This is a genomic window from Actinophytocola sediminis, from assembly GCF_054779715.1.
Genome location: NZ_BAAGXS010000019.1, coordinates 79,351 through 101,793, shown reverse-complemented (window position 1 = coordinate 101,793; position 22,443 = coordinate 79,351). Strand labels below are relative to the sequence as shown.

Sequence of the window (22,443 nt, the reverse complement as noted above, 5' to 3'; positions counted from 1 at the left end):
TCAGGCGGCGCCGAGCCGCTCCAGCGCCCGGCACCACGCGGTCCATTCACCAATTCCCTTGCCAGGCAACAGGGTCTCCACCGTGCACTGTCCCGACCGGACTGTGGGGTGCCCTCGGGCCGGAGTGGACAGCCCGGTGCCCGGCCCGGTCTCGATCAGCCTGCCCGCGCCCTCGGTGAGCACAGTGGACAGTGCGGGCCAGAACAGCACGGGTGCGCTGAGCTGCCCGGCCCAGAACCCCGGCCGGGTGGCCTCGGCCGCGGTCACCGCGCGCGTCGTGTGCGTTGACCGGATCTGGATCCGGGGCGGGCGCAGGGTTTCCGCCGCGAGGACCTCGGTGAACCCGCGGACCACGCCGGCGACCGATGGCGAGTGCCACGGCTGGTTCGCGGCGAGCCGCCGGCAGGTCAGGCCAGCCGCCCGCAGCGCAGTCTCCACCCGCGCGAGATCGGTCTCCGGGCCGGCCAGCACGGTCTGCCTCGGCGCGTTGTGGGCGCCGACCACGACCCGCTCGCCGGTCCACGGCGCGACCTGCTCCGGCGTGGCCGCGACCGCGAGCATGCCGCCGGCCGGGGTGCCCGCGATCGCGTGTCCTCTACGGACGATGACGCGCGCGGCCGTGCGCAGGTCGAGTACCCCGGCGACCGCGGCCGCGGCGAGCTCGCCGACACTGTGGCCGATGAGGATGTCCGCGGCCACCCCGCGGGCGATGAGCGTGCGGGCCGCCGCGTACCCGACGAGGAACAGCAGCGGTTGCGCCAAGCGGCCGTCGTCGGCGCCGGCCACCGGCCCGCCGGCGAGCCAGCCGGCGCGCAGCCGCCGGCCGTCCGTGCCCATCGCGTCGAGGAACTCGTCGACCACCTCGGCGAACCCGGGATCGCGCCGGTACACCTCGACGGCCATGCCGGGGTACTGCGCACCCTGGCCGGGGAGCAGCAGGACGGTCGCGCCGCGCACGTCAGCCGTCCGTGCCCGCGGTCACGGACAGGTGGTTGTTGACGATGCCGACCAGCGCGCGCGGGTTGCCGGCGTCGGTGAGCACCGAGTCGTCGAGGTCGACCCCGAACTCCTGTCTGATCAGCACACTCGCCTCCAGCAGCGCCAGCGATTCCAGCCCCAGCTCGTGGAACGGGACGTCGACGGTCTCCTCGGCGACCCCGCCGTCCTCACCAGCGGCCAGCCGCAGGATGCGGGCCAGGTCGGCAACGGTGAACTCACGGTTCATCGGTTCTCCTCCAGTGCGGTCATCGTGGACGGGCACGGATGATGGCCACGGCGTTGAAGCCGCCGTACCCCCTGGCGAGCACGGCCGCGGTGCGCAACCCCGCCCGCACCGGCCGCCCGGTGACCAGCTGCAGGTCGTAGCCGGGCGCGCAGGACACGTTGACCGTCGGCGGGATGACGCCGTCGCGCAGCGCGAGCAGCGCCGCCGCGACGTCGAGCGACGCCGCGCCCGCGGCCAGCCGCCCGGTCATCGTCTTCGGCGCGGTGACCGGGACCTGGCCGGCACCGAACACGTCGTTGATCGCGTCGACCTCGATCCGGTCCAGCTCGGGCAGCGCGGCGGCGTCGGCGAACACCACGTCCACCTCGGTCGGGGACACCGCGGCGTCGTCCAGCGCCAGCTCGATCGCCCTGCGCAGCCCCGGTTCCCGCCCGCTGCCCGGCCGGGGATCCATGGTGGCCCCGTAGCCGGCCAGCTCGCCGTACACCCGCGCGCCTCGCGCCTCGCTGAACTCGGCGTTCTCCAGCACCAGCAGCGCGCCGCCCTCGCCGTAGACGTGCCCGCCAGCGCCCTCGTCGAACGGCAGGTAGGCGCGGCCGGGATCGACGGCCGTGCTCAGCCTGCCCGAGGCCATGAGCGAGACCAGCCCGAACGAGCAGATGGCCGACTCCATCCCGCCGGTGACGACCATGGTCGCGCCGTCGCGGAGCTGGCGGCGGGCCTGGGCGAGCGCGTCGAGGCCGCCGGCCTGGTCGCTGACCAGTACCCCGCTGCGCCCGCGCAGTCCGTTGCGGATCGAGATCTGCCCGCTGTTCACCGCGTAGAACCAGGCGTAGGACTGGTAGGCGCTGACGTGTTTGGCGCCCTTGCTCCACATGTTCTGCATGACCCGCTGGCCGAACTCGAAGCCGCCGGTGGAGCTCGCGGTCACCACCCCGGCGCCCAGCTCCGGCAGCTCTCCTGGCCGCAGTCCCGAGTCGGCCAGCGCCCAGTCCGCGGTGACCAGTGCCAGCTGGGTCATCAGGTCGGTCTGCGGGATCAGCCTGCTCGGCAGGTGCTCGGCCGGGTCGAACCCCGGCACCTCGCCGGCCAGGGTGACCGGGTAGGGGCCGCCGTCGAACCGGGTGAGCCGGCCGATGCCGCTGTGGCCCGCGAGGGTGGCCGCCCAGTACTGCTCGGTGCCAAGGCCGTTGGGCGCGGCGACGCCGATGCCGGTGAACACCGCCGCGGTCACGCCGCCCGCCCCGGCGCGGCGAGCACCATCGCGCTCTGGAACCCGCCGAACCCGCTGCCGAGGCTGAGCACCACGTCGGTCCGCTGCTCCCGCGCGGTCAGCGGCACGTAGTCCAGGTCCAGCTCGGGGTCCTGGTCGTACAGGTTGACCGTCGGCGGAATGGCGTCGTGCTCGATGGCCAGCGCGGACGCCGCGACCTCGATCGAGCCGATGGCGCCGAGCGAGTGCCCGACCACCGGCTTGATCGAGGTCATCGGCACCCGGTAGGCGTGCTCGCCGAGGCTGCGTTTGACCGCGTTGGTCTCGTGCAGGTCGTTCTGTTTGGTCGCCGTCCCGTGCGCGTTGACGTAGCCGATGTCGGTGGCGTTGAGCCGCGCCTGGCGCAGCGCGGCGTCGATCGCCTCGGACATCTCCTCGCCGTCGGCGCGCAGGCCGGTCATGTGGTAGGCGTTGGACCGCGACGCGTAGCCCGCGATCTCGGCGTAGATGTGCGCCCCGCGCCGCCTGGCGTGCTCGTACTCCTCCAGCACGATCCCCGCGGCGCCTTCGCCGAGCACGAAACCGTTGCGGGACCGGTCATACGGGCGGCAGGCGTGCGCCGGGTCGTCGTTGTAGGTGCTGGTCGCCTTGATCGCGTCGAAGCAGGCGACGGTGATCGGGGAGATCGGCGCGTCCGCCGCGCCGGTGACCATCACGTCGGCGGAGCCGTCGCGGATCAGCTCGGCGGCGTACCCGACCGAGTCGATCCCGGAGGTGCAGCCGGTGGACACCACCGAGCCCGGCCCCTCCGCGCCGGTGTCCCAGGCGATCTCGGTGGCGAACGAGCTGGGCACCACCACCTCGTACAGGTGCCGGGAGGCGTAGGTGTGGTCGACGGCGGTGAGCCGGCCGTCGTCGCTGAGCACCCGGTACTCGTTCTCCAGCGCGATGGTCGCGCCGACCGCGGTGCCCATGGCCACACCGATCCGGTGTGGACCGAGCGTCGCGACGTCGAGGCCGCTGTCGGCCATCGCCTCCCTGGTGGCCACGACGGCGAACTGCGCTGCCCGGTCCATCCGGCGGATCTCCTGCGGCCGCAGCCCGAGCCGCTCGGCGTCGAAGTCGACCTCGGCCGCGATCCGCGACCGGTAGGGCGCCGGGTCGAACAGGGTCACCGTCCTGGCGGCACTGCGGCCGGCGCAGACCAGGTCCCAGAACTCCTTGACGCCGATCCCGCCGGGCGCCACCACCCCGAGGCCGGTGATGGCGACACGTCGTTGGCTCATGGTTGTTGCTCCCAGTTGTAGATCCGGGTGGCGATGGCGTCGGCCGGGGAGCGCCAGGTGTCCGGGTCGTAGGCCACCAGGTGTGGCCGCAGGTTCGCGCTGATCGCCTGGAACCGCTCGTCGGTCTTCGCCGCGTCGATCCGCTCGCCGCCGTTGTCGTCGGCGAAGTCCTGGAGGTGGAAGTAGAGCCCCTGGTAGCTGAACAGTTGCCGGCGCAGCGTGCCCATCCGGTAGGGCATGTCGGTGTTGTCGAAGTCGCCGAACAGCGTGGCGACCTCGGTGGTCGAGTCCGTCGCGAACCTGGCGACGATCAGCGTGCTGTGCATGTCCGATCACTTCCGTTTCGTCTGGTCACGGGGTGGCCCGAACCACCGGCGCAGCACCGTCGGCAGGTCGGTGTCGCTGCCGGGGGCGGCCCAGGCGACGTGTCCGTCCGGCCGGACGAGCACCGCACCGGTGCCCGCCGCCCGCGCGGCGGTCCGGTCGTCGGCGGGCGTGCCGGCGCACAGGTCGATCCGGTCCGCCCACAGTGCCGCCCGGTCGAGCAGGACCTGGTTGCCCGTGAGGTCGAGCAGCAGGCCGCGGGCCGGGCGCAACAGCTCCGTCGTGGTCACCTGGCCGTCCGATGTGGACAGAGTCCAGTGCGGCATGCGCAGGCCGAGCAGGGGATGTGTGCCGCCGCCGGTGTCGTAGCGGATCTCGATCCCGGTGACCATCGCGGCCAGGTGGCGCCGGACCTCCGGCAGCGCGGTGAGTTCGGTCAGCACCGCGCGCAGCGGCCCGACCTCGGGACCGGACAGGATCAGGTGGCCCTGCGCCTGGGTGTTGGTGAGCAGCCGCTGGCCGACCGGGTGCCGTTCGTCGTGATAGGTGTCCAGCAGGGATTCCTGGCTGGTGCCGCGCACCACGGCGGCCAGTTTCCAGCCGAGGTTGACCGAGTCCTGGATGCTCGTGTTCATGCCCTGTCCGCCAGCGGCCAGGTGCACGTGCGCCGCGTCGCCCGCCAGCAGGAACCGGCCGCGGCGGTAGGTGTCCGCCTGCCTGGCCACATTGCCGAACGCGCTCACCCACACGGGTTCGCCCGCGGAGACGTCCTCGCCGGTGACCTGCCGCCAGGCCCGCGCCACCTCCGCGTAGGTCACCGGCCCTTCGCGGTCGGTCGGCCGGCTGCCCGCCTCGCTGACGATGAGCCGGGTGACGCCGCCGGGCATGACCCCGGCCATCACCATGCCCGCCGGCAGGGTCCTGCCGATCATCCTGGGCGCCACCTGGATGCCGCGCACATCGGCGAGCAGCAGCTCCCTGGTCGCGTCGGTGCCGGGGAAGTCGAAGCCGCCCACCTGCCGCACCACACTGCGGCCACCGTCGCAACCGACCACATAGGACGCGCGCAGCCGCTTCCCGGCCGCGGTGACCTCGGCGTACTCGCCGGTCTGGGTGACGTCGGTGACGGTCACCCCCCGCCGCACGTCGGCGCCGAGCTCGAATGCCCACTTCTCCAGCACCGTCTCGGTCTGCGACTGCGGCACCGTCCGCGCGGCGGGGTGGTCGCCGTCGAGCTCGCCGAAGTCCAGTGGGATACCGGCGAAGTGGCCGAGGTCGCCGGTGTCCAGCTCGCCGAACCGGGACAGCAGCCCGCGCTGGTCGAAGATCTCCATGGTCCGGGTGGTGAAGCCGACGCCGCGGGACTCCCCGCTGCGGTCGGCAAGGCGTTCGAGCACGGTCACCGCGGCTCCGGCCAGCCGCAACTCCCCGGCCAGCATGAGCCCGGCCGGGCCCGCGCCGACGACGATGACGTCAGAGTCCACAGTAGACATCCCTCGGTGGTTTCGGTGCACGAGAATGTGCACGGAATACGATGGGTGCGCCACAGAAATTCACGCGACAAATGTGTCTTCGATGATGCTGGGAATCTGCCCGACACTGGGCGATCGATATTTGAAGTTTGCGGCGCGAGGCGAACTCGAGTCAAGAGCGACCGGGGTCCGCTGTGGTACCACCAAGCCTTCCCTGTGATGGGGGTCACAGTGCACCGGGACCGGGTTGTCCGGCTCGGCACTATCGATCGTCTGTCGCACGCAAACCCCCGAAAAAACGAGAGGCGGCAACCTGCCATGGAAAGGCTCGCAGGCAAGACGGCACTGGTCACCGGAGCAAGTCGCGGCATCGGTCGGGCGATCGCGCTGCGCCTCGGCCGCGATGGCGCGCTGGTCGCGGTGCACTACGCCGAGAACGAGACCGCGGCGAAGGAAACCGTCGCCGCGGTGGAGTCCGACGGCGGCCGCGCCTTCGCCGTCGGCGCGCGGTTCGGCGTTCCGGGCGACGTGCACGAGTTGTTCCAGCAGCTGGAAGCGGGACTCAAGGAACGCACCGGGGAGGCGCGCTTCGACATCCTCGTCAACAACGCCGGGATCGCCACGTTGGGCGTGCAGCCGGAGGAGCTCACCGCCGAGGAGTTCGACCGACTGGTGGCGATCAACGCCAAGGCGCCGCTGTTCATCGTGCAGCGGGCACTGACCGTGTTGCGCGACGGCGGCCGGATCATCAACATCAGCTCCGGGGTCACCAGGGTCGCCCAGCCCGACCAGGTCGCCTATGCGATGACGAAGGCGGCGATAGACCAACTGACCCTGCATTTCGCCCGCCACCTCGCGGCCCGCGGGATCACCGTCAACAGCGTGCTCGCCGGGATCACCGACAACGGCTCACCGGTGTTCGACATCCCCGAGGTCGTCGCACAGCTGGCGCGGTTGTCGGCGTTCAACCGCGTCGGTGATGCCGGCGCGATCGCCGACGTGGTCGCGTTCCTCGCCTCGGCGGACGCGCGATGGGTCACCGGCGCGTGCCTGGACTCGACCGGCGGCACCCTGCTTGGCTGACCGGTGCTGAGTGGCCGCCGCCTGGCGGCCACTCAGCACCGCTGGCTCAGGCCATCGCGTAGGAGAGATCGGCCCGGCCGGAGATGCCGAGCTTGCGGTAGGCGTTGGACAGGTGCTGTTCCACCGTGCCCACCGACAGGTGAAGCTCTCCGGCTATCTCTCTGTTGCTCTGCCCCGCCCTGGCCAGCCGGGCGACCCGGTTCTCCTGCGGGGTCAGCGCGGTGGCGCGGTGAGTGCCCGTCAGCCGCTCGATCGCCTCCCCCGCACGGTCCAGCAGTACCGGGTTCTGGTGGGCGGCGGCCACTTCCTGCGCGACGGCGTACGCGCCGCGGGCCTCCTCCTTGGCCGACCGTTCGGCGAGCACGGTGCCCAGGTCGTAGTAGACCTGGCCACGCTCGCTGCGCACCGGCCCGGTCGACGCGATCACGGCCGCCTTGCGTAGCCGGGGCAGGCTGTGCTCGTCGCGCTGGACCAGGGCCAGGGCGTGCAGCGCCTGGCCACGCAGCCACGCGGTGCCCCAGGTCTCGGTGTTCTCCAGCTCCCGCCGCGCCAGCACGATGGCGAGATCGTTGCGGTCCAACGCGAAGGCACTCACCGACGCCTTGGACCGCCAGCGGATGACCGCCGAGTTGCAGATGCCGAGCGCGGTCAGGATCCGGCCGCACGCCATGAAGTGCTCCAGGCTGCGGCGGAACCGGCCGGTGGCGAAGTCCAGGCTGCCCCGCGCGGCGAGCGTGAACGCGGTGTCCAGCGGGGTGACCCCGACATCGGTCACCCCGCCCGGCTCCAGCAGGTCACTCGCCTCGTCGAACTCGCCGAGCTCGGCCAGCACCTCGACCAGCCACACCGTGGCCACCACGACCAGGGCCGGGCTGCCCGAGCGCAGGACCACCTTGCGCAGCAACGTCGCCGCGTTCCTCGGGTGCCCGGACAGCGCGAGCACCCTGGCCCGGAGTGCGGCGAGGCGCTCCGGGTTGCCATGCGCGGACAGCCACGTCCTGGACTCCGCCAGCTCCGCGCAGTGCTGCCCGGCCAGTTCCAGTTCCTCGGCGTAGATCAGGGTGAGCGTGGCGTACCAGACCGCGTCGGCGTCCCGGCGGTTGGCCAGCTCCAGCGCCCGCCTGGCGAACGCGACGGCGACGTCGCGCTGCACGCCGCTGCTGGCCAGCTGGTAGGACTTGACCGCGTAGCCGAGCGAGTGCGCCTGCCCGCAGCAGCCGGCGCAGGCCAGCGACTCCTTGTCCGCGCTTGGCATTCCCGGCGCGTCGACGATGTGGCGCAGCCACTGTCCACATGCGAACTCCGCGCCGGTCATCGTCTTGTCCGCGCCGTCGAGCACCAGCCGCGCGGCGTGCGTCCACTTCCCGCGCCGCTGGAGCTCCTGACGTTGGGTACGGAGGTTGCGTAGGTAGGCACTGTGCGCGCACGTGGTTGTCCCCGACACGTTCATGTCTCCCAGGTTGGTGTCCGGCTCAGTCGAGCGAGGTCGTGGAGAGCTCGCGGCGGCCGGAGATACCCAGCTTGCGGTAGGTCGCCGAGAGATGGAACTCGACCGTGCGCCGGGCAACGGACAGCCGGTCGGCTATCTCGCTGTTCTTGTATCCGGCGCCGGCCAGGATCGCGACCTTGCGTTCCTGTTCGGTCAGGGCGTGGGTGGTGACCGCGCGCAGCGCGGCGCCCGCCCGGTCCGCCCAGTGGGGGTTGTGGCACTCGGTCGCCAGCTCGATCGCCCGCCGCAGCATCCGTGCGGCGCTGCCGCGGATGCCCTGCCCGGACAGGTGGTTTCCGAACGCGATGAGCAGTTCAGGTGATTCGTTCCGCGCGTGGGCCACGTCGAGCAGGCCGGCGGCCTCGTCGGCGAGGTCCGCGGCCCGCTGTCCGCGCGCGAGCAGCGCCTCGACCGCGAGCGCGCGGCCGATCGCGCGGGGACTGCCCCAGCGCCGCGCGTAGCCGAGCTCCGTGCTCGACAGCGCCGCGGCCCGGTCCACCTGCCCCAGCACCAACGCGGCCCGTGCGGCCGGCGCCGCCCACGAGATCACGGCCGGGTTGGCCAACTCGCGGGAGCCGAGCTCACGGCCACACGCCAGAAAGTCGGCCAGGCCCTCCGCGACGCGCCCCTCCGCCACCGCCGCCGCACCGCGGGCCGCGAGCAGGTCCGGCCAGTTCGGCAGCATCGCCGGGAACTCGCCGGTGTAGTTGTGTTCGGCCAGCACGCGCCAGGCGGCGGCGACCTGGCCGGTGTTCACCAGCGCCTCCACCAGCCAGGCCACCGTGAGGCCCCGCATCGCGACGTGTACCGGCCGCGCGAGGAGCCGTTCGAGCGTCACCGTGGCCGCCGCCGCGTCCCCGAGCAGGAACGCGATCCGGCCGGTCAGCAGTTCCATCGCCTGCCTGGCCAAAATGGAAACGGAATCGTTTCGCATTCGGTCCAGCAGGAAGGAATACTGGTCGGCGAGCACGATCTCGTCGGCGTAAATGAGCGACATTATCGCGTACCACTTACATTTCGAACTGGTCGCGCATTCCTCGCCGGTGAGCGCGCGCCGCGCGTGCTGGACGACGACGGCGCGGTCGCCACCTCGGACGAGAAGGACCGCGGCCCGCGACGCGGGGCACCGCGACGCGAGATCCGCCGAGCTGGTCGATGTTGGGGGATGACCTTCCAGACGAGCGACGAATACGCCGAACAACGCGTCGATGCCGTGAGCCGAGGCTGCCGTTGACGGCCCAGAATGCCGTCGCGAACCCATTGTGTGACCCCCATGTCTCAGTGAGTGACGATCCCACTCTACTCATCGATACCACCGGGCCGGGGCCCCGGCGAGCCGCCATACGGGCGACCTGACGGGCCGCGCTGCGGGCCGACCCTGAATCGATTGTGACCTACATCATGCCGGCTTGGCGTGCCGGGCCGTGCCCGGCAATCTCCAAAGGCACGGCCTCTTTCTTTCCTCCGCCGGTTCTCCCACTTCACCTCCGTCCGCTTGTTCGACGATCATGCAAGGAACGGCGATGACCAGCACGGAAAAAAGAACGCACGACTATCCGTTCAACGACGAGGCGGGCACCGAGATCCACGGCCGGTACGCCGTGGTTCGAGAACACGACGGGCTGACCAGGGTGCAATTACCGCACGGTGAACCGGCGTGGCTGGTCACCCGCTACGCCGACGCCCGGTTCGTGCTCGGCGACTCCCGGTTCTCCAGGGCGGAGTCGCAGCGCAGCGACCTGCCGAGAATGTCGCGGCACAAGCGGGAAGTCGGCGTGCTCATGTCCGCCGACCCGCCGGACCACACCCGGCTGCGCCGCCTCGTCGGCAAGGCCTTCACCATGCGCAGGGTCGAGCACCTGCGCCCCGGCATCGCCGGCATGGCCCGCCGCCTGCTCGACCAGATGCGGCGGTCCGGCGCGCCCGCCGATCTGGTGGAGGCGTACGCGTTGCCCATCCCGGTCGAGGTGATCTGCGAGTTGCTCGGCGTGCCGATCGCCGACCGTGTCGCGTTCCGCGCGTGGAGCGACGCCGCGCTGTCGACCAGCGGGCTGACCGCCGCCGCCTACGAGCAGAACATGGTCGAGCTGCGGGACTACATCACCGAGTTGGTTGCCCGGCACCGGGCACAGCCGCGCGACGACCTGATGACCGCGCTGATCGAGGCACGGGACACCAGCGACCGGCTCAGCGAGTTCGAGCTGGTCGACCTGTGCATCGGAATTCTGGTGGCCGGGCACGAGACGACCGCCAGCCAGATCCCCAACTTCGTGTACACGCTGCGGGAACAGCCAGGGTTGTGGGACCGGTTGTGCGCCGACCCCGGGCTGGTGCCCGGCGCGGTGGAGGAACTGCTGCGCTACATCCCGCTCGGCGCCCGCGCCGACTTCCCGCGCTACGCCACCGAGGACGTCGAGGTGGGCGGCACGCTGGTACGGGCGGGTGACCACGTGCTCGTCGCCATCGGCGCGGCCAACCGGGACGGCGGGCGGTTCGCCGACCCCGACCGGCTCGTCATCGACCGGAAGGACAACCACCACGTCGGATTCGGGCACGGCATCCACCACTGCGTCGGCGCGCCGCTGGCGCGGGTGGAGCTCCAGGAAGCCATGCGCACGCTGGTGACGGAGATGCCGACACTGCACGTCGTCGGGGAGATCGAGTGGAAACGCCGGATGTTGGTCCGGGGTCCGAGACACATGTGGGTGGAGTGGTGAGCGTGACACGATCGGTGGAAGAAGTCAGCACGGAACTCGTCAAGTTGCAGCTGCTCAGTAACGCGTACATGTGGTCTTCCCTGTTGCGGGCGGGAGTCCAGTTGGGGGTGGTCGACGCCATCCCCGACGAGGGGCGGTCCTCGGCGGAGGTCGCCCGTGCGCTGGACCTGCACGCCGACGCGACGCTGCGGCTGCTGCGGGCGCTGGCCGCGGTCGGGGTGCTGCGCGAGACCGAACCCGGCACCTTCGCGGTGACCACGATGGGTGAACTGCTGCGTGGCGGCCACGCGGCCGCGGCGCCGGCCTTCACCGAGTTCTTCACCGACCCGATGTGCACCCGGCCGTGGGAGAACCTCGCGCACACCGTCCGCACCGGCAAGCCGGAGTTCGACGAGCTGTTCGGCAAGCCGTTCTTCGCGGGCATCCGGGCCCACAACGAGCTGTCGGCGTTGTTCGACGCGTCGATGAGCCAGGAGACGCAGGCGGTCAACGTGGCCGTGGCGAGGACGTTCGACTTCGGCCGGTTCTCGACGATGCTCGACATCGGCGGCGGCGACGGGAAGCTGCTGGAGTCGGTGCTGCTGGCCCATCCCGCGCTGCGCGGGGTCGTCTTCGACTCGGCCGAGGGCGGCGCTCGGGCCACCGCCCGGTTCGCCGAGAACGGGCTGGCCGACCGGGCGCTGGTGGAGACCGGCGACTTCCTGGCGGCCCTGCCCGGCGGCGCCGACCTGTACTGCGCCAAGAGCGTGCTGCACGACTGGGACGACGAGCGGGCCGCGACGATCCTGCGCAACTGCCGGGCGGTCATCCCGGCAGACGGCAGGCTGCTCGTCGTCGAGTACGTGCTGCCCCCGGCCGTGGACGGCGAGGTGCCCGACCACTACTACCTGAGCGACCTGAACCTGATGGTGCTGACCGGCGGCCGGGAACGCACGAAGGCCGAGTTCGAGCAGCTGTTCGCCACGACCGGTTTCGCGCTGGTGGACATCACCCCGCTGGACGTCGACACCCGGTACTCGTGCCTGGTGGCCCGTCCGGTCTGAGGCGCGGTCGTCATGCCGCCGGCGCGACGCCGGCGGCATGACGCCCTAGCCGCATCTGGTCGGCCAGTCAAGCCAACTGTGGCCCGTCCTGCGGAGTGACCCACGGAAGAGCATGACCCGGCTCATAGGAATCTTGTCAGAAAAGTCCGGACAAATGACGATGGAATGGGGCTGGTGTAGCCGATACCGAAATTCGGGGATAAGTTGACCGGAATTGTCACCGGCGCTAGGGTCGGCGGCCATATTCCGTTGTAGAGCAAGGAGTGAGCCTCGTGGCCGTCGTAGTGGTAGTGGGTGGCGGATATGCCGGAACGGCAGTCGCCAAAGCGCTGGACGAGGTGGCCGACGTGGTTCTCGTCGAACCGCGGGACGCGTTCTTCCACAACATCGCCGCGTTGCGTTCCGTGGTCGACCCGGACTGGCTGGACCGGGTTTACCTTCCCCTCGGCAAGCTGCTCACCCGAGGCAGGGTGATCCGCGACCGGGCCGAGTCGGTCGACGCCACGGGAGTCACCCTCGCGTCGGGCACCCGCCTCGCCGCCGACTACATCGTGCTGGCCACCGGGTCCCTGTACCCCTTCCCGGCCAAGACCGACCTGGTGGACAGCGCGGCGGCGCGGGCCAAGGTCGCCGCCACACACGACGCGCTGAAGCGGGCGAAGGACGTGCTCATCCTCGGCGCGGGTCCGGTGGGCCTCGAGCTGACCGGCGAGATCACCACCACCTGGCCGGACAAGCAGGTGACGATCATCGACCCGGCCGACGACGTGCTGGCGGGCGCCTACGCCCCGGAGTTCCGCGAGGAACTGCGCCGGCAGCTGGCCGACCTCGGCGTGGACCTCGTGCTGGGCACGCGGCTGCGGGAGGCCCCCACCACCGAGCCGGCCACCAACCAGCGGTTCACCGTGACCACCGAGACCGGCCGGGAACTCAGCGCGGACATCTGGTTCCGCTGCTTCGGCATCACCCCGCAGTCCGGCTACCTGGCCGAGGAACTGGCGGCGGCCCGCCGCGCGGACGGTCACCTCGAGGTGACCGACGAGCTTCGCCTGCCCGGCCACGACACGGTTTTCGCGATCGGCGACATCACCGCGATCCCGGAGACGAAGCTGTCGTTCGCGGCCCGCCAGCACGCCGAGGTGGTCGCGACCAACATCCAGACCCTGATCGACGGCGGCAGCGCGCTGACCGCCTACAAGCCGGAACCGACCGGGATCGCCGTCCCGCTCGGCCCGGAGGGCGGCGCGGCGTACGCCCCCACCATCGGCCTGCTCGACTCCGCGACCACCTCCCAGCTCAAGGGCGCCGACCTGGACGTCGACAAGCTCACCTCGTTCCTGGGCGGCTGACCGACTTTTCTCACCGGCCTGGTCGACCGCGCGGTCGGCCAGGCCGGATTTCGTTGTCACGCGGTCATCCCGGTCCTCGGCTGTCCGGCCGGAAGGCGGCGGCGTTCTCCGTGACCCAGCGCTCGAAGCCGCCTGCCGGGCGGCCGGTGATCTCCTCGACCGTCGTGGTCACGCCGGGGCTGTCGAGGTAGCAGGCACCGCGCCCGGAGAGCTGGTCGGGAGCCTTGCGGATGCTGGCGATCTCCTCGAGATCGTCGTACTCCTCGAAGTCGATGGTCCGGCCGATCGTCCTGCCGATGATCGCCACCTTGTCCGCACAGGTCAGGTCGGCCGGTCCGGTGAGTGCGTAGGTCCGGCCGTCGTGGCCGTCCTCGGTGAGCGCCACGGCGGCCACGGCCGCCACGTCGGCCGGGTCGATCACCGGCGACGGCCGGCTGCCGGCCGCCCGCCGGACCACGCCGCCAGCGCGGACCTCCTCGGCCATGCCCAGGCTGTTCGAGGCGAACTCCCAGGGGCGCAGCACGGTCCCGCGCAACCCGAGGTCGCGCAGCTGCCGTTCGGCGGCGAGCGACGCGCCGCCGACCCGTCCGTCCGGAAAGACCTGTGCGTTCAACGAGGTGACCAGCACGACCCGGCAGCCGGCCGCCGCGGCCAGTATTCCGCTGGCGTCGCCGGAGTCAAGTCCGAGAAAAAGCTGATCGACACCGTCGAACGCCTGTCGGAGAAATGATTCCCTACCGAGATCGCCCTCGATTATCTCGACCTTTTCTGGTAATATCGCGCGCGCCTTCCGACGGCTTCTTGTCACGGCCCGCACCGTGACTCCGGAATCGGTGAGGCGACGCACAAGTGGCCTGCCCATGTTTCCGGTCGCACCCGCCACCAAGATCATGACCACTCCTCCGCATTTCACTCGGATCGAGTTATAGCGGCAAATACCAGAGGCGTCAAGATAAACTGCTTTTCCACTGTGGTGCGACCCTTGGTGCGACATGAGCTAGGTCATAGTCGACTTGGCCGACGCGCTCGTCCGGCGAATTATCGCCCCTATGGCAGACGAGATACGCGGCGAGCAGCCCGATGTCCAGTCTCTCGTATCTATGGCTTTCGGTTTCATGGCGACCCAGACATTGCGCGCGACAGTCGAACTGGGACTGCTCGACGCGTTCGGCACCGAAGGTCGCACACCGACCGAGATAGCCGGCGATCTCGGGATTCCGCCGGACACCACGATCCGGCTGCTGCGCGCCCTCGCGGCACTGAACATTCTCGCCGAACCGGAGCCCGGCGTGTTCCGGCCGACGGCCACCGGCAACCTCCTGCGCACCGACCACCCGAACTCCCTGGGTTCCTTTGTCACGATGTTCGCCGACCCGCTGATGGGCCGGGCGTGGGAGAAACTGGCGGACAGCATCCGAACCGGCAAGTCCACCTTCGCCGAGGTGTACGGGCAACCGTTCTTCAGTTATCTCGCCACCGACGCGGACAAATCCGCGCTGTTCAACCGGACGATGGCCACGATCAGCCGGCTGGCCGCCGGCGATCTCCTCGCCGGCTTCGACTTCGCCCCATTCCACACGATTCTCGACATCGGCGGTGGGAACGGGACCACCATCGGCACGATTCTGGCCAAGCACCAGCACCTGCGCGGTGTCGTGTACGACTCGGCGGCGGGCAGCGCGGGCGCCCACGCCCAGCTCGACGAACTGGGCGTGGGCGACCGATGCACCGTGACCGCCGGTGACTTCTTCGCGGAAGTCCCCTCGGGCGCCGACCTGTACCTGTTGAAGAGCGTCCTGCACGACTGGGACGACGACGAGGCGTCGCTGATCCTGCGCAACTGCCGGTCCGCGCTCCCCCCGGCGGGCCGCCTGCTCATCGCCGAGCCGGTGCTGCCGGAGACCGACGGCCGCTACGACCGGCCGGAGACGTACTTCGACGATCTCAACATGCTGGTGAACGTCGGCGGACGGACGCGCACGATCGCCGAGTTCGAGCGGCTGTGCGCCGGCGCGGGTCTCGAGGTGACTGTCGCGAAGCCGCTGTCGCACGAGCCGGAGTTCCTGATCGAGGCGAAACCGGTCTGAGCCAACAGATATCGCAGGAGATATGAGCATCGACGAACGCGTAGCGATCATCAGCGGTGGCGGCCGCGGCATCGGTGCCGCGACCGCGCGCGAACTGGGCCGGCTCGGCTGTCACGTCGTGGTCAACTATCTGCACGACCGCGCCAGTGCCGAGGCGGTGGTGAAGGACGTGGTGTCCGCCGGCGGGTCGGCCGGCGCGTTCCAGGCGGACGTCACCGACGCCGCCCAGGTGGACGCGCTCGTCGAGACCGTGGTGCGCGAGCATGGCCGGATCGACGTTCTGGTGTGCAATGCCAACGTCGAACAACCCACCCCGGAACCGCTGCCCGACCTCTCCTGGGAGCAGTTCTCCCGCAAGATCCACCGCGAGCTCGGTGCGGCGTACTTCCTGACCAAGCGGGTACTGGAGACGATGGTGGCCCACCGGCGAGGCAGCGTCGTGTACCTGTCCAGTATCGGCGCGGACCTGATCGCCGAAGGCCTGGCGCACGGAGTCGCCAAGGCCGCGCTCAATGCCTTCAGCCGCAACATCGCCGAGTACGCCCGGCCCCATGGGGTCACCGTCAACACGGTCTCGCCCGGCCCGGTCGGCACCGACGCCGTCGAGGGAGTGCTGACCGACGCCGAACGGCGCTATATCGCGGAACGAACGGTCTCCGGCCAGCTCCTCGTGCCGGCGGACGTGGCGAGAGTGATCGGCATGCTCGTCGACGGGGGCTCGGGTTCGGTGACCGGGCAGGTGATCACGGTCGACGGCGGCCTCACCCTCCAGGCAAAACAGCTCAGGCAAGGGAGCGTCTCGTGACTGTGCGGGTCGTGGTGGTTGGCGGCGGCTACGCCGGCACCACTGTCGCCAAAGCGTTGGCGGATCACGTGGACGTGGTCCTCGTCGAGCCAAGGGACCTGTTCTTCCACAACATCGCCGCGTTGCGGGCCCTGGTGGACCCGGCGTGGCTGGACCGGATCTTCCTTCCCTACGACCGCCTCCTCCAACGCGGGAAACTGCTCCGCGACCGGGCGGTCAGCGTGGATCCGGCAGGGGTGGACCTCGCCTCCGGTGACCGGGTGGACGCGGACTACGTCGTCCTCGCGAGCGGCTCGTCCTATCCCTTTCCGGCCAAGACCGAGCTCGCGGACAGTCGCGCCGCGAAGGACGAGATTCGGCGGACCCATCGAGCGCTGGCGCGGGCCGAGAACGTCCTCCTGCTTGGCGCCGGACCGGTGGGCATCGAACTCGCCGGGGAGATCAAGCACGTCTGGCCGGGCAAGCACGTGACAGTCGTCGATCCGGCCAGTGATGTGCTCGCGGGCGCGTTCAGTGCCGAGTTCCGGCTGGAGCTGCGCGGCCAGTTGGCCGATCTCGGCGTCGAGCTGGTTCTTGGCACGTCGTTGCTGGAGCTTCCTCGGCCGGCCGCCGGCGCGGTCGGCCGGTTCACCGCGACAACGCTGTCGGGTCGGGTGCTCGACGCGGACATCTGGTTCCGGTGCTTCGGGACCACCCCGGTGACCGACTATCTGACGGCAGGCCTGACCTCCGCCCGGCAGGAGAACGGTCAGCTCGACGTCACCGGCGAGCTGCGCCTGCGTGGTCAGGACACCGTGTTCGCCATCGGCGACCTCACCGCGATCCCGGAGGCCAAGCTGGCGCGGGTGGCCAGGCAGCACGCGGACGTGGTCGCGGCCAACATCCGGACCCTGGCCGACGGCGGAGCGGACCTGCTCGTACACCAGCCAGTGCCGGCGGAGATCGCCATCCCGCTCGGGCCGAAGGGCGGCGCCTCGTACGGACCCACCGTGGGGGTACTGGATGCCGCGACCACCTCCCAGCTCAAGGGCGCGGACCTGGACGTCGACCGGATCGCCGACTTCCTTGGCAGGTAGCCCAACGGGGCCGATGTCGAGTACGGTCGGTTGGCACCGTTGGCGAACCGGGGGTAATCGGTTGTCCGCGAAGATAACGATCTGCGTTGTCCTGGCCGCTGTGCTGACGGGATGCACACCGGCCCCACCGGAGGAGCCACCGGCGCCAGGCACCGGGCCGACCACGCAGCCGGCCACGCCGCGAACCACCCCGTCGCCGCTCCCCGAACCGGTGGTGACCGCACTGCCGCCCGCGCCGCCGGCGATCGCCCGACCGCTGGACGCGCGCCGGTACGCCACCGAGGGCACGGTGTGCGACCTGCTGACCGACACCCAGGCCGTCGAGTTCGGTCTGCAAAGCACCGCGAACCCGTTCCACGCGAGCGACGACAGCCTGCTGACCTGTAGCCGCAACGGTTTCGGCACCGAGCGGGACGTCGAGTACAACCTCTGGCCGGACTCCGACGTGTTCGCCGCGCAGTTCGGCGACCGGAGACGGCAGGGCGGTGCCGACGTCTACCTCGTGGACATCGCCGGTCAACCAGCCGTGGTGAACGGGAGCGATCCCCAGCCGGCCTGCCAGGTGACCGTCGGGCTCGCGGAGCGTCAGGGCATCGAGGTGTTGGCCAGCGACGGCAAGGACCTCGCCTGCGCGCTGGCGGTGGCGGCGGCTGAGCGGATGGTACGAAACATCACCGGATAGGGGTGGTGCACGTCCACCGGCCCAGACCACCGGTGCGGTCTCGGATCGCCCGGGCGGTCTGGATGTTCCACTCGGGATCCAGCGCGGTGAGGTAGCCGCCCCGGTGCTCGAGGATGACCTCGCCGTCCGTGAGCTGGAACAGACCCCAGGTCCGCGCTCCGTCGTCGTCCCTGATCACCCAGTGCGGGTCGAGGATGGACAGGCAGCGGACCAGGTCGACCACGCGGTCGGGTTCCTCCGGGAAGACCTCGCGCAGCCGGCGCTCCACCCGGTCGGCCGGCCAGACGTCGATCCGCGCGCGGTCCGCGCGCAGCGCGTGCAGCGTTCTCTCGTCCGCGACGCCGGTGCTCGGTATCCCTTTGTACAGCTGGAAGACGCCCACCTTCATTTTGGTGTAAGGGCCGTAGACACCGTCGACGGGCAGCTGTAGTCCGGCGCGTACCAGCCACGACTGGGCGTCCTCGACGCAGGCACCCACGTCTCCCATGCGCAACGTGGTGGGGCACGGGGCAGGCGGCTGATCGACGCCGGAGGCGGTCAGGAGGGCGAGCAGGAAACAGGCCAACAGCAGGACGCCGGCGGTGCGTGACCGGTGGCGTCGGCGACGATCCGGCGTAGCCGACTGACCGCCACCGCTGGGATCCGCTGCCGGTGGCCCGTGGACCTGGTGGGTTGCCGGGCTTCGTCCCGCGGTGGCCAACTGGTCGCGTGCGGCGAGCCACCTGTCGACCTCGTCCGGTCCGCAGCCTGCTGCGCGGGTGAACGCGCTGACCAGGGCAGCGCGGGGCAACGTGGCCCGGGTGAGGGCGGACGCCAGCGTCGCGAGCGGCAGCACGTCGCCATTCGCCTCGGCTTTGGCGACGAGTTGCCGGTGGGTCAGTCCTGACTCGTCTTTCAAGGACCGCAGTAGTTCGACGAACTCCTGACTGGTGGCCGCCGTGCTCGGGTCCAGCGCGGCGGCGGACTGATCGGGAGGCCCGATTTCCGAGGACGTCCGCCATGCGTGTCGCCAACTCACGCGCACCCCAGGGGACGCGACGGTAGCTCCTCCATGAGTCACACAGCGTAGTCCGCGCGCGTGTTCGGATCGCGGTGCGCTCTGTTCCGATCGCACGCGAACAGCCGTGCGCTATTGCCGACCAGCCGAGCGGTGGACATCCTCGACACCATCCCAACGCCGACCAGGAATGGGGAATCACAATGTCAACGCGGTTCGGCGTGCTGGGCGATGTGGAGGCGCGGTCGGGCGACCGACTGGTGGACCTCGGGCACGCCCGGCAGCGGTGCGTGCTGGTAATTCTGTTGCTGGAAGCCAACAAGGTGGTGCCGGTCGACCGCATCACCGACCGGGTGTGGGGTGGCAGTCCGCCCGCCCGCGCCCGGGACACGCTCTACGGCTACCTGTGCCGGTTGCGGCAGGCGTTACACGGCACCCAGGTCACCATCGAGCGCAGGAGCGGTGGCTATGTCCTCGGTGTCGCGCCGGCGGACGTCGACGTCCACCAGTTCATTAACCTGCTCGGGCAGGCCAACGCCACGCAGGTCGAGCGCCATTCGTTGATGTTGTTCAGGAAGGCGCTGACACTGTGGCGGGGCGAGCCGTTCGTCGGCCTCGACACCCCATGGCTGAACAGCGTGCGGGAGAAGTTGCGCAGACGGCAGGTGGAGACGCAGGTGAAGCACGGGCGCCTCGCGCTGCGACAGGGGCTGCACAACGAGGTGCTCGCCGATCTCGCCGACCTCGCTGAGGAGCATCCACTCAACGAGCAGCTCGTCAGCCAGTACCTGGTCGCCCTCTACCGCAGCGGCCGGCCGGCAGAGGCGTTGCGGTACTACCAGCAGATCCGTTTCCGGCTGGCCGATGAACTCGGTGCCGATCCCAGCCGGCCGCTACAGCGACTCCACCAGCAGATCCTCGCGGCCGATCCCGCGTTGGGGTTCTCGGCCGCCAGGATCCAGTCGCCGATGATCTCCCCGGCCGCACACCAGCTCGTCACTGCCTCGCCGGCTCTCGATTGTGTATAACAGTCCCCGTGTCCCGAACCTCCCGCCTCAGCGCGGCCGTGCTGGCCCTGGTCTCCTGTGTGGCGCTCGCCGCGCCCGCCGCCGCGAGCGACCAGGGTGGCGCGCCACCCGAGTTCGTCGTCCTGCACGACGTCGACCCGACGATCCGGTACGACATCCGCTACTTCGGGCCGCACAACTTCGTCGGTGAGCCCATCGACGGCTACCGGCAGCCGCAGTGCATCCTCACCCGGCAGGCCGCGACCGCCCTGCGCACCGCGCAACACACGCTGCTGCGGCAGGGCTACACGCTGAAGGTCTACGACTGCTACCGCCCGCAGCGCGCGGTCAACCACTTCGTCCGCTGGGCCGAGAACCTCGACGACGAACGGATGAAGGCCGAGTTCTACCCCAACGTCGACAAGTCGCGGCTGTTCGCCGACGGCTACATCGCGGAGAAGTCCGGCCACAGCCGCGGCAGCACCCTCGACCTCACGCTGGTCAAGCTGCCAACGCGACCGCAACGGCCGTACCGCCCCGGCGAACCGCTGGTCGCCTGCTTCGCCCCGGTCGGGCAACGCTTCCCCGACAACGGCGTCGACATGGGCACCGGCTACGACTGCTTCGACCCGTTGTCCCACACGGACAACCCGGCGATCACCGGTGCCGCTCGCCACCACCGCGACCTGCTGCGCGGCGCCCTCGCCGACGTCGGGTTCCGCAACCTCCCCGAGGAGTGGTGGCACTTCACCCTCAACGACGAACCGTTCCCCGACACCTACTTCGACTTCCCCGTCAGCCGAGGCGCGTTGAACTGACTGAACGGACGAGGCCTGGACCCGGTTCAGTCGCCCGGCAGCTCCAGCCACACCGCGCCGTCCGGCGGGACCGCGCCCTCGATGTCGTTGGGGTCACTGGACAGGAGAACGCGACCACGCAACGGGATCGGCGCCGGTGTGGAGCCGAAGTTGACCACGCAGCCGAAGCCGGGCGCGCGGGTGAACACCAGGACGTCCTCCCGGGGCGCGGCACGCCAGTGCACGTCGCTCGTGCCGCCCAGCGCCGGGTGGGCGCGGCGAAGGGCCAACGCGGACCGGTACAGCTCAAGGAACGACGAGCCATCGCCGTCCTGGGCCGACACCGCGTTGGTCCCCCACCCTGGCGGCTGCGGCAGCCAGGACCCGTTGTCGCCGAACCCGAACGAGCTGCCGTCCTCGGTCCAGGGCAACGGCACCCGGGCGCCGTCCCGCCCGGGACGCGCGCCCCCGGACCGGAACCAGATGGGGTCCTGCCGGGCGTGCTCCGGCACGTCCGCGTCGGTCAGGCCGAGCTCGTCACCCTGGTAGAGGTACACGCTGCCCGGCAGCGCGAGCGTCAGCAGGGCCGCGGCCCGTGCCCGGCGACGGCCAAGCGGCTCGTCGACCGGACCCAGGTCCGGCCCGGACACCCCGGCGCGACGACGGGTGTCGGCGCGGCCATACCGGGTGGCGACCCGTTCGACGTCGTGGTTGGACAGGCTCCAGGTGGTGGGCGCGCCGACCGACGACGTGGCCGCGATCGAGGCGTCGATGGCGCGGCGCATGTCCGCCGCGGTCCACGCCGACTTCAGGTAGTACAGGTTCAACGTGGTGTGCAGCTCGTCTGGCCGGACGTAGCGCGACAGCCGGTCCGGGTCGTCGAGCCACGCCTCCGCCGCGAACATGCGCGGCGGATCGTAGGAGTCGGCCAGCGTGCGCCAGCTTCGATAGATCTCGTGCACCTCGTCGCGGTCCCGGTGCGGATGGTTCGGCCGAGTCAGGTCAGCGAGAAACGCGCCGTCGGGATACCCGAGGTCCGGTAGCCCCGGCGCCTTGACCAGCGCGGTGGCCACGTCGATCCGGAACCCGTCGACCCCGAGGTCGAACCAGAAACGCAGGATGTCCGCGAACTCCGAGCGCACGTCCGCGTTGTCCCAGTTGAGATCGGGCTGCGACGAGTCGAACAGGTGCAGGTACCACTCGCCGTCCTCGACCAGGGTCCAGGCCGGCCCACCGAACACGCTCAGCCAGTCGTTGGGCGGACTCCGGCCGTCGTCTCGACCGGCGCGGAAATGGTAGCGAGCACGTTCGGCGGAACCGGGTGGCGAGCGCAGCGCGTCGACGAACCACTGGTGCTCCGACGAGGTGTGGTTGGGGACGATGTCGAGCAGGACCCGGATGCCGGCGGCATGACATTCCTCGATCAGCTCCCGGCCCTCCGCCGTGGACCCGTATCGAGGATGGACGGCGCGGTAGTCGGCGACGTCGTAGCCGGCGTCGCGCAGCGGCGACCGGAACCACGGCGTGATCCAGATGGCGTCGACGCCGAGCGCCGACAGGTAGCCGATTCTGCCGCGCAGCCCGGCGATGTCACCGATGCCGTCGGCGTTGCCGTCGGCGAACGACTGGATGTAGAGCTGATAGATCACCGCGTCTCGCCACCACGGTACCGAGGTCACATCATCACCCATGTTCGCTGGATCCATCCCGTGTCGTCCGGCCGGTCGTGATCGAGGCTTGGCAACTGCCCTGAATGCCCCATTCAGGACGTTGAACGTCGCCAATGCCCCA

The 22,443-nt window shown here is 70.4% G+C and carries 21 protein-coding genes; 10 read left to right on the top strand and 11 right to left on the bottom strand.

Annotated elements, in window-relative coordinates; all coding sequences use genetic code 11:
• Genes ACYVIP_RS12365 through ACYVIP_RS12340 form a run of 6 tightly spaced genes read right to left on the bottom strand, consistent with a single transcriptional unit; the run spans position 1 to position 5,532 of the window.
• Positions 1–957: an acyltransferase domain-containing protein gene (locus tag ACYVIP_RS12365; protein WP_460395408.1), complete on the bottom strand. Its 957-nt coding sequence runs from the start codon at positions 955–957 to the stop codon at positions 1–3.
• Position 958: 1 nt separating this feature from the next.
• Positions 959–1,225 (bottom strand): acyl carrier protein, encoded by a 267-nt coding sequence (locus ACYVIP_RS12360; RefSeq protein WP_460395406.1) that lies wholly within the window; start codon positions 1,223–1,225, stop codon positions 959–961.
• 19 nt (positions 1,226–1,244) lie between these two features.
• The gene (locus ACYVIP_RS12355) at positions 1,245–2,459 is read right to left on the bottom strand and encodes a ketosynthase chain-length factor (protein ID WP_460395404.1); all 1,215 of its coding nucleotides are present in this window, start codon (positions 2,457–2,459) and stop codon (positions 1,245–1,247) included.
• Complete coding sequence (locus tag ACYVIP_RS12350; protein WP_460395402.1) at positions 2,456–3,724, bottom strand: beta-ketoacyl-[acyl-carrier-protein] synthase family protein; 1,269 nt, start codon at positions 3,722–3,724, stop codon at positions 2,456–2,458. Before ACYVIP_RS12350 ends, ACYVIP_RS12355 begins: the two co-directional genes overlap by 4 nt.
• Positions 3,721–4,050 carry a TcmI family type II polyketide cyclase gene (locus tag ACYVIP_RS12345; protein ID WP_460395400.1) on the bottom strand — a complete coding sequence of 110 codons (330 nt, stop codon included), beginning with the start codon at positions 4,048–4,050 and terminating at the stop codon, positions 3,721–3,723. The genes ACYVIP_RS12350 and ACYVIP_RS12345 overlap by 4 nt, the downstream gene beginning before the upstream one ends.
• A 6-nt stretch (positions 4,051–4,056) precedes the next feature.
• On the bottom strand, positions 4,057–5,532 hold the full coding sequence (locus tag ACYVIP_RS12340) for an FAD-dependent monooxygenase (RefSeq protein ID WP_460395398.1): 1,476 nt from the start codon (positions 5,530–5,532) through the stop codon (positions 4,057–4,059).
• Between the two features lie 306 nt (positions 5,533–5,838).
• On the opposite strand from ACYVIP_RS12340, the gene ACYVIP_RS12335 reads away from it, so the two are divergent.
• Positions 5,839–6,603 carry an SDR family oxidoreductase gene (locus ACYVIP_RS12335; RefSeq protein ID WP_460395396.1) on the top strand — a complete coding sequence of 255 codons (765 nt, stop codon included), beginning with the start codon at positions 5,839–5,841 and terminating at the stop codon, positions 6,601–6,603.
• A gap of 46 nt (positions 6,604–6,649) precedes the next feature.
• Here the strand turns inward: ACYVIP_RS12335 and ACYVIP_RS12330 are convergent, their stop codons facing one another.
• Together ACYVIP_RS12330 and ACYVIP_RS12325 are read right to left on the bottom strand one after the other, a co-directional pair.
• On the bottom strand, positions 6,650–8,047 hold the full coding sequence (locus ACYVIP_RS12330) for a response regulator transcription factor (RefSeq protein WP_460395394.1): 1,398 nt from the start codon (positions 8,045–8,047) through the stop codon (positions 6,650–6,652).
• A gap of 28 nt (positions 8,048–8,075) precedes the next feature.
• Positions 8,076–9,089, bottom strand: a complete 1,014-nt coding sequence (locus ACYVIP_RS12325; RefSeq protein ID WP_460395392.1) for a helix-turn-helix transcriptional regulator — start codon at positions 9,087–9,089, stop codon at positions 8,076–8,078.
• A gap of 526 nt (positions 9,090–9,615) precedes the next feature.
• On the opposite strand from ACYVIP_RS12325, the gene ACYVIP_RS12320 reads away from it, so the two are divergent.
• The 3 genes from ACYVIP_RS12320 to ACYVIP_RS12310 all read left to right on the top strand — a co-directional run bounded on the left by ACYVIP_RS12320 (position 9,616) and on the right by ACYVIP_RS12310 (position 13,201).
• On the top strand, positions 9,616–10,809 hold the full coding sequence (locus tag ACYVIP_RS12320) for a cytochrome P450 (RefSeq protein WP_460395390.1): 1,194 nt from the start codon (positions 9,616–9,618) through the stop codon (positions 10,807–10,809).
• Positions 10,810–10,811: 2 nt separating this feature from the next.
• Positions 10,812–11,852, top strand: coding sequence for a methyltransferase (locus ACYVIP_RS12315; protein ID WP_460395388.1), 1,041 nt, complete (start codon positions 10,812–10,814; stop codon positions 11,850–11,852).
• Positions 11,853–12,124: 272 nt separating this feature from the next.
• Complete coding sequence (locus ACYVIP_RS12310; protein ID WP_460395386.1) at positions 12,125–13,201, top strand: FAD-dependent oxidoreductase; 1,077 nt, start codon at positions 12,125–12,127, stop codon at positions 13,199–13,201.
• Between the two features lie 64 nt (positions 13,202–13,265).
• On the opposite strand, the gene ACYVIP_RS12305 is transcribed toward ACYVIP_RS12310, so the two are convergent.
• Entirely contained in the window at positions 13,266–14,093 is an 828-nt protein-coding gene (locus ACYVIP_RS12305; RefSeq protein WP_460395384.1) for an SDR family oxidoreductase, read from the bottom strand.
• A 157-nt stretch (positions 14,094–14,250) separates the two neighbouring features.
• On the opposite strand from ACYVIP_RS12305, the gene ACYVIP_RS12300 reads away from it, so the two are divergent.
• From ACYVIP_RS12300 to ACYVIP_RS12285, 4 genes are all read left to right on the top strand, one after another.
• The gene (locus tag ACYVIP_RS12300; RefSeq protein WP_460395382.1) at positions 14,251–15,288 is read left to right on the top strand and encodes a methyltransferase; all 1,038 of its coding nucleotides are present in this window, start codon (positions 14,251–14,253) and stop codon (positions 15,286–15,288) included.
• A gap of 22 nt (positions 15,289–15,310) precedes the next feature.
• A complete protein-coding gene (locus ACYVIP_RS12295) occupies positions 15,311–16,093 on the top strand; it encodes an SDR family NAD(P)-dependent oxidoreductase (protein WP_460395380.1) in 783 nt (260 codons plus the stop codon).
• Positions 16,090–17,169 carry an FAD-dependent oxidoreductase gene (locus tag ACYVIP_RS12290; RefSeq protein ID WP_460395378.1) on the top strand — a complete coding sequence of 360 codons (1,080 nt, stop codon included), beginning with the start codon at positions 16,090–16,092 and terminating at the stop codon, positions 17,167–17,169. The genes ACYVIP_RS12295 and ACYVIP_RS12290 overlap by 4 nt, the downstream gene beginning before the upstream one ends.
• Positions 17,170–17,269: 100 nt before the next feature.
• Positions 17,270–17,851 carry a DUF3558 family protein gene (locus ACYVIP_RS12285; protein ID WP_460395376.1) on the top strand — a complete coding sequence of 194 codons (582 nt, stop codon included), beginning with the start codon at positions 17,270–17,272 and terminating at the stop codon, positions 17,849–17,851.
• Here ACYVIP_RS12285 and ACYVIP_RS12280 read toward each other — a convergent pair.
• Positions 17,841–18,869: a peptidoglycan-binding domain-containing protein gene (locus tag ACYVIP_RS12280; protein WP_460395374.1), complete on the bottom strand. Its 1,029-nt coding sequence runs from the start codon at positions 18,867–18,869 to the stop codon at positions 17,841–17,843. The two genes, ACYVIP_RS12285 and ACYVIP_RS12280, sit on opposite strands and share 11 nt — an antisense overlap.
• Positions 18,870–19,051: 182 nt before the next feature.
• Here ACYVIP_RS12280 and ACYVIP_RS12275 point away from each other — a divergent pair, with 182 nt between their 5' ends.
• Both ACYVIP_RS12275 and ACYVIP_RS12270 read left to right on the top strand, forming a co-directional pair.
• Complete coding sequence (locus ACYVIP_RS12275) at positions 19,052–19,876, top strand: AfsR/SARP family transcriptional regulator (protein WP_460395372.1); 825 nt, start codon at positions 19,052–19,054, stop codon at positions 19,874–19,876.
• 8 nt (positions 19,877–19,884) lie between these two features.
• A complete protein-coding gene (locus ACYVIP_RS12270; protein ID WP_460395370.1) occupies positions 19,885–20,673 on the top strand; it encodes a M15 family metallopeptidase in 789 nt (262 codons plus the stop codon).
• A 26-nt stretch (positions 20,674–20,699) separates the two neighbouring features.
• Here the strand turns inward: ACYVIP_RS12270 and ACYVIP_RS12265 are convergent, their stop codons facing one another.
• Entirely contained in the window at positions 20,700–22,343 is a 1,644-nt protein-coding gene (locus ACYVIP_RS12265; RefSeq protein WP_460395368.1) for a glycoside hydrolase family 13 protein, read from the bottom strand.
• Positions 22,344–22,443 lie beyond the last annotated feature (100 nt).

Bases quoted from the DNA above. Each gene is read 5' to 3' on its own strand.
- ACYVIP_RS12350 (WP_460395402.1), bottom strand. From the start codon at position 3,724: ATGAGCCAACGACGTGTCGCCATCACCGGCCTCGGGGTGGTGGCGCCC.
- ACYVIP_RS12325 (WP_460395392.1), bottom strand. From the start codon at position 9,089: ATGTCGCTCATTTACGCCGACGAGATCGTGCTCGCCGACCAGTATTCC.
- ACYVIP_RS12275 (WP_460395372.1), top strand. From the start codon at position 19,052: ATGTCAACGCGGTTCGGCGTGCTGGGCGATGTGGAGGCGCGGTCGGGC.
- ACYVIP_RS12265 (WP_460395368.1), bottom strand. From the start codon at position 22,343: ATGGGTGATGATGTGACCTCGGTACCGTGGTGGCGAGACGCGGTGATC.
- ACYVIP_RS12300 (WP_460395382.1), top strand. From the start codon at position 14,251: ATGGCAGACGAGATACGCGGCGAGCAGCCCGATGTCCAGTCTCTCGTA.
- ACYVIP_RS12295 (WP_460395380.1), top strand. From the start codon at position 15,311: ATGAGCATCGACGAACGCGTAGCGATCATCAGCGGTGGCGGCCGCGGC.
- ACYVIP_RS12320 (WP_460395390.1), top strand. From the start codon at position 9,616: ATGACCAGCACGGAAAAAAGAACGCACGACTATCCGTTCAACGACGAG.
- ACYVIP_RS12360 (WP_460395406.1), bottom strand. From the start codon at position 1,225: ATGAACCGTGAGTTCACCGTTGCCGACCTGGCCCGCATCCTGCGGCTG.
- ACYVIP_RS12305 (WP_460395384.1), bottom strand. From the start codon at position 14,093: ATGATCTTGGTGGCGGGTGCGACCGGAAACATGGGCAGGCCACTTGTG.
- ACYVIP_RS12335 (WP_460395396.1), top strand. From the start codon at position 5,839: ATGGAAAGGCTCGCAGGCAAGACGGCACTGGTCACCGGAGCAAGTCGC.
- ACYVIP_RS12345 (WP_460395400.1), bottom strand. From the start codon at position 4,050: ATGCACAGCACGCTGATCGTCGCCAGGTTCGCGACGGACTCGACCACC.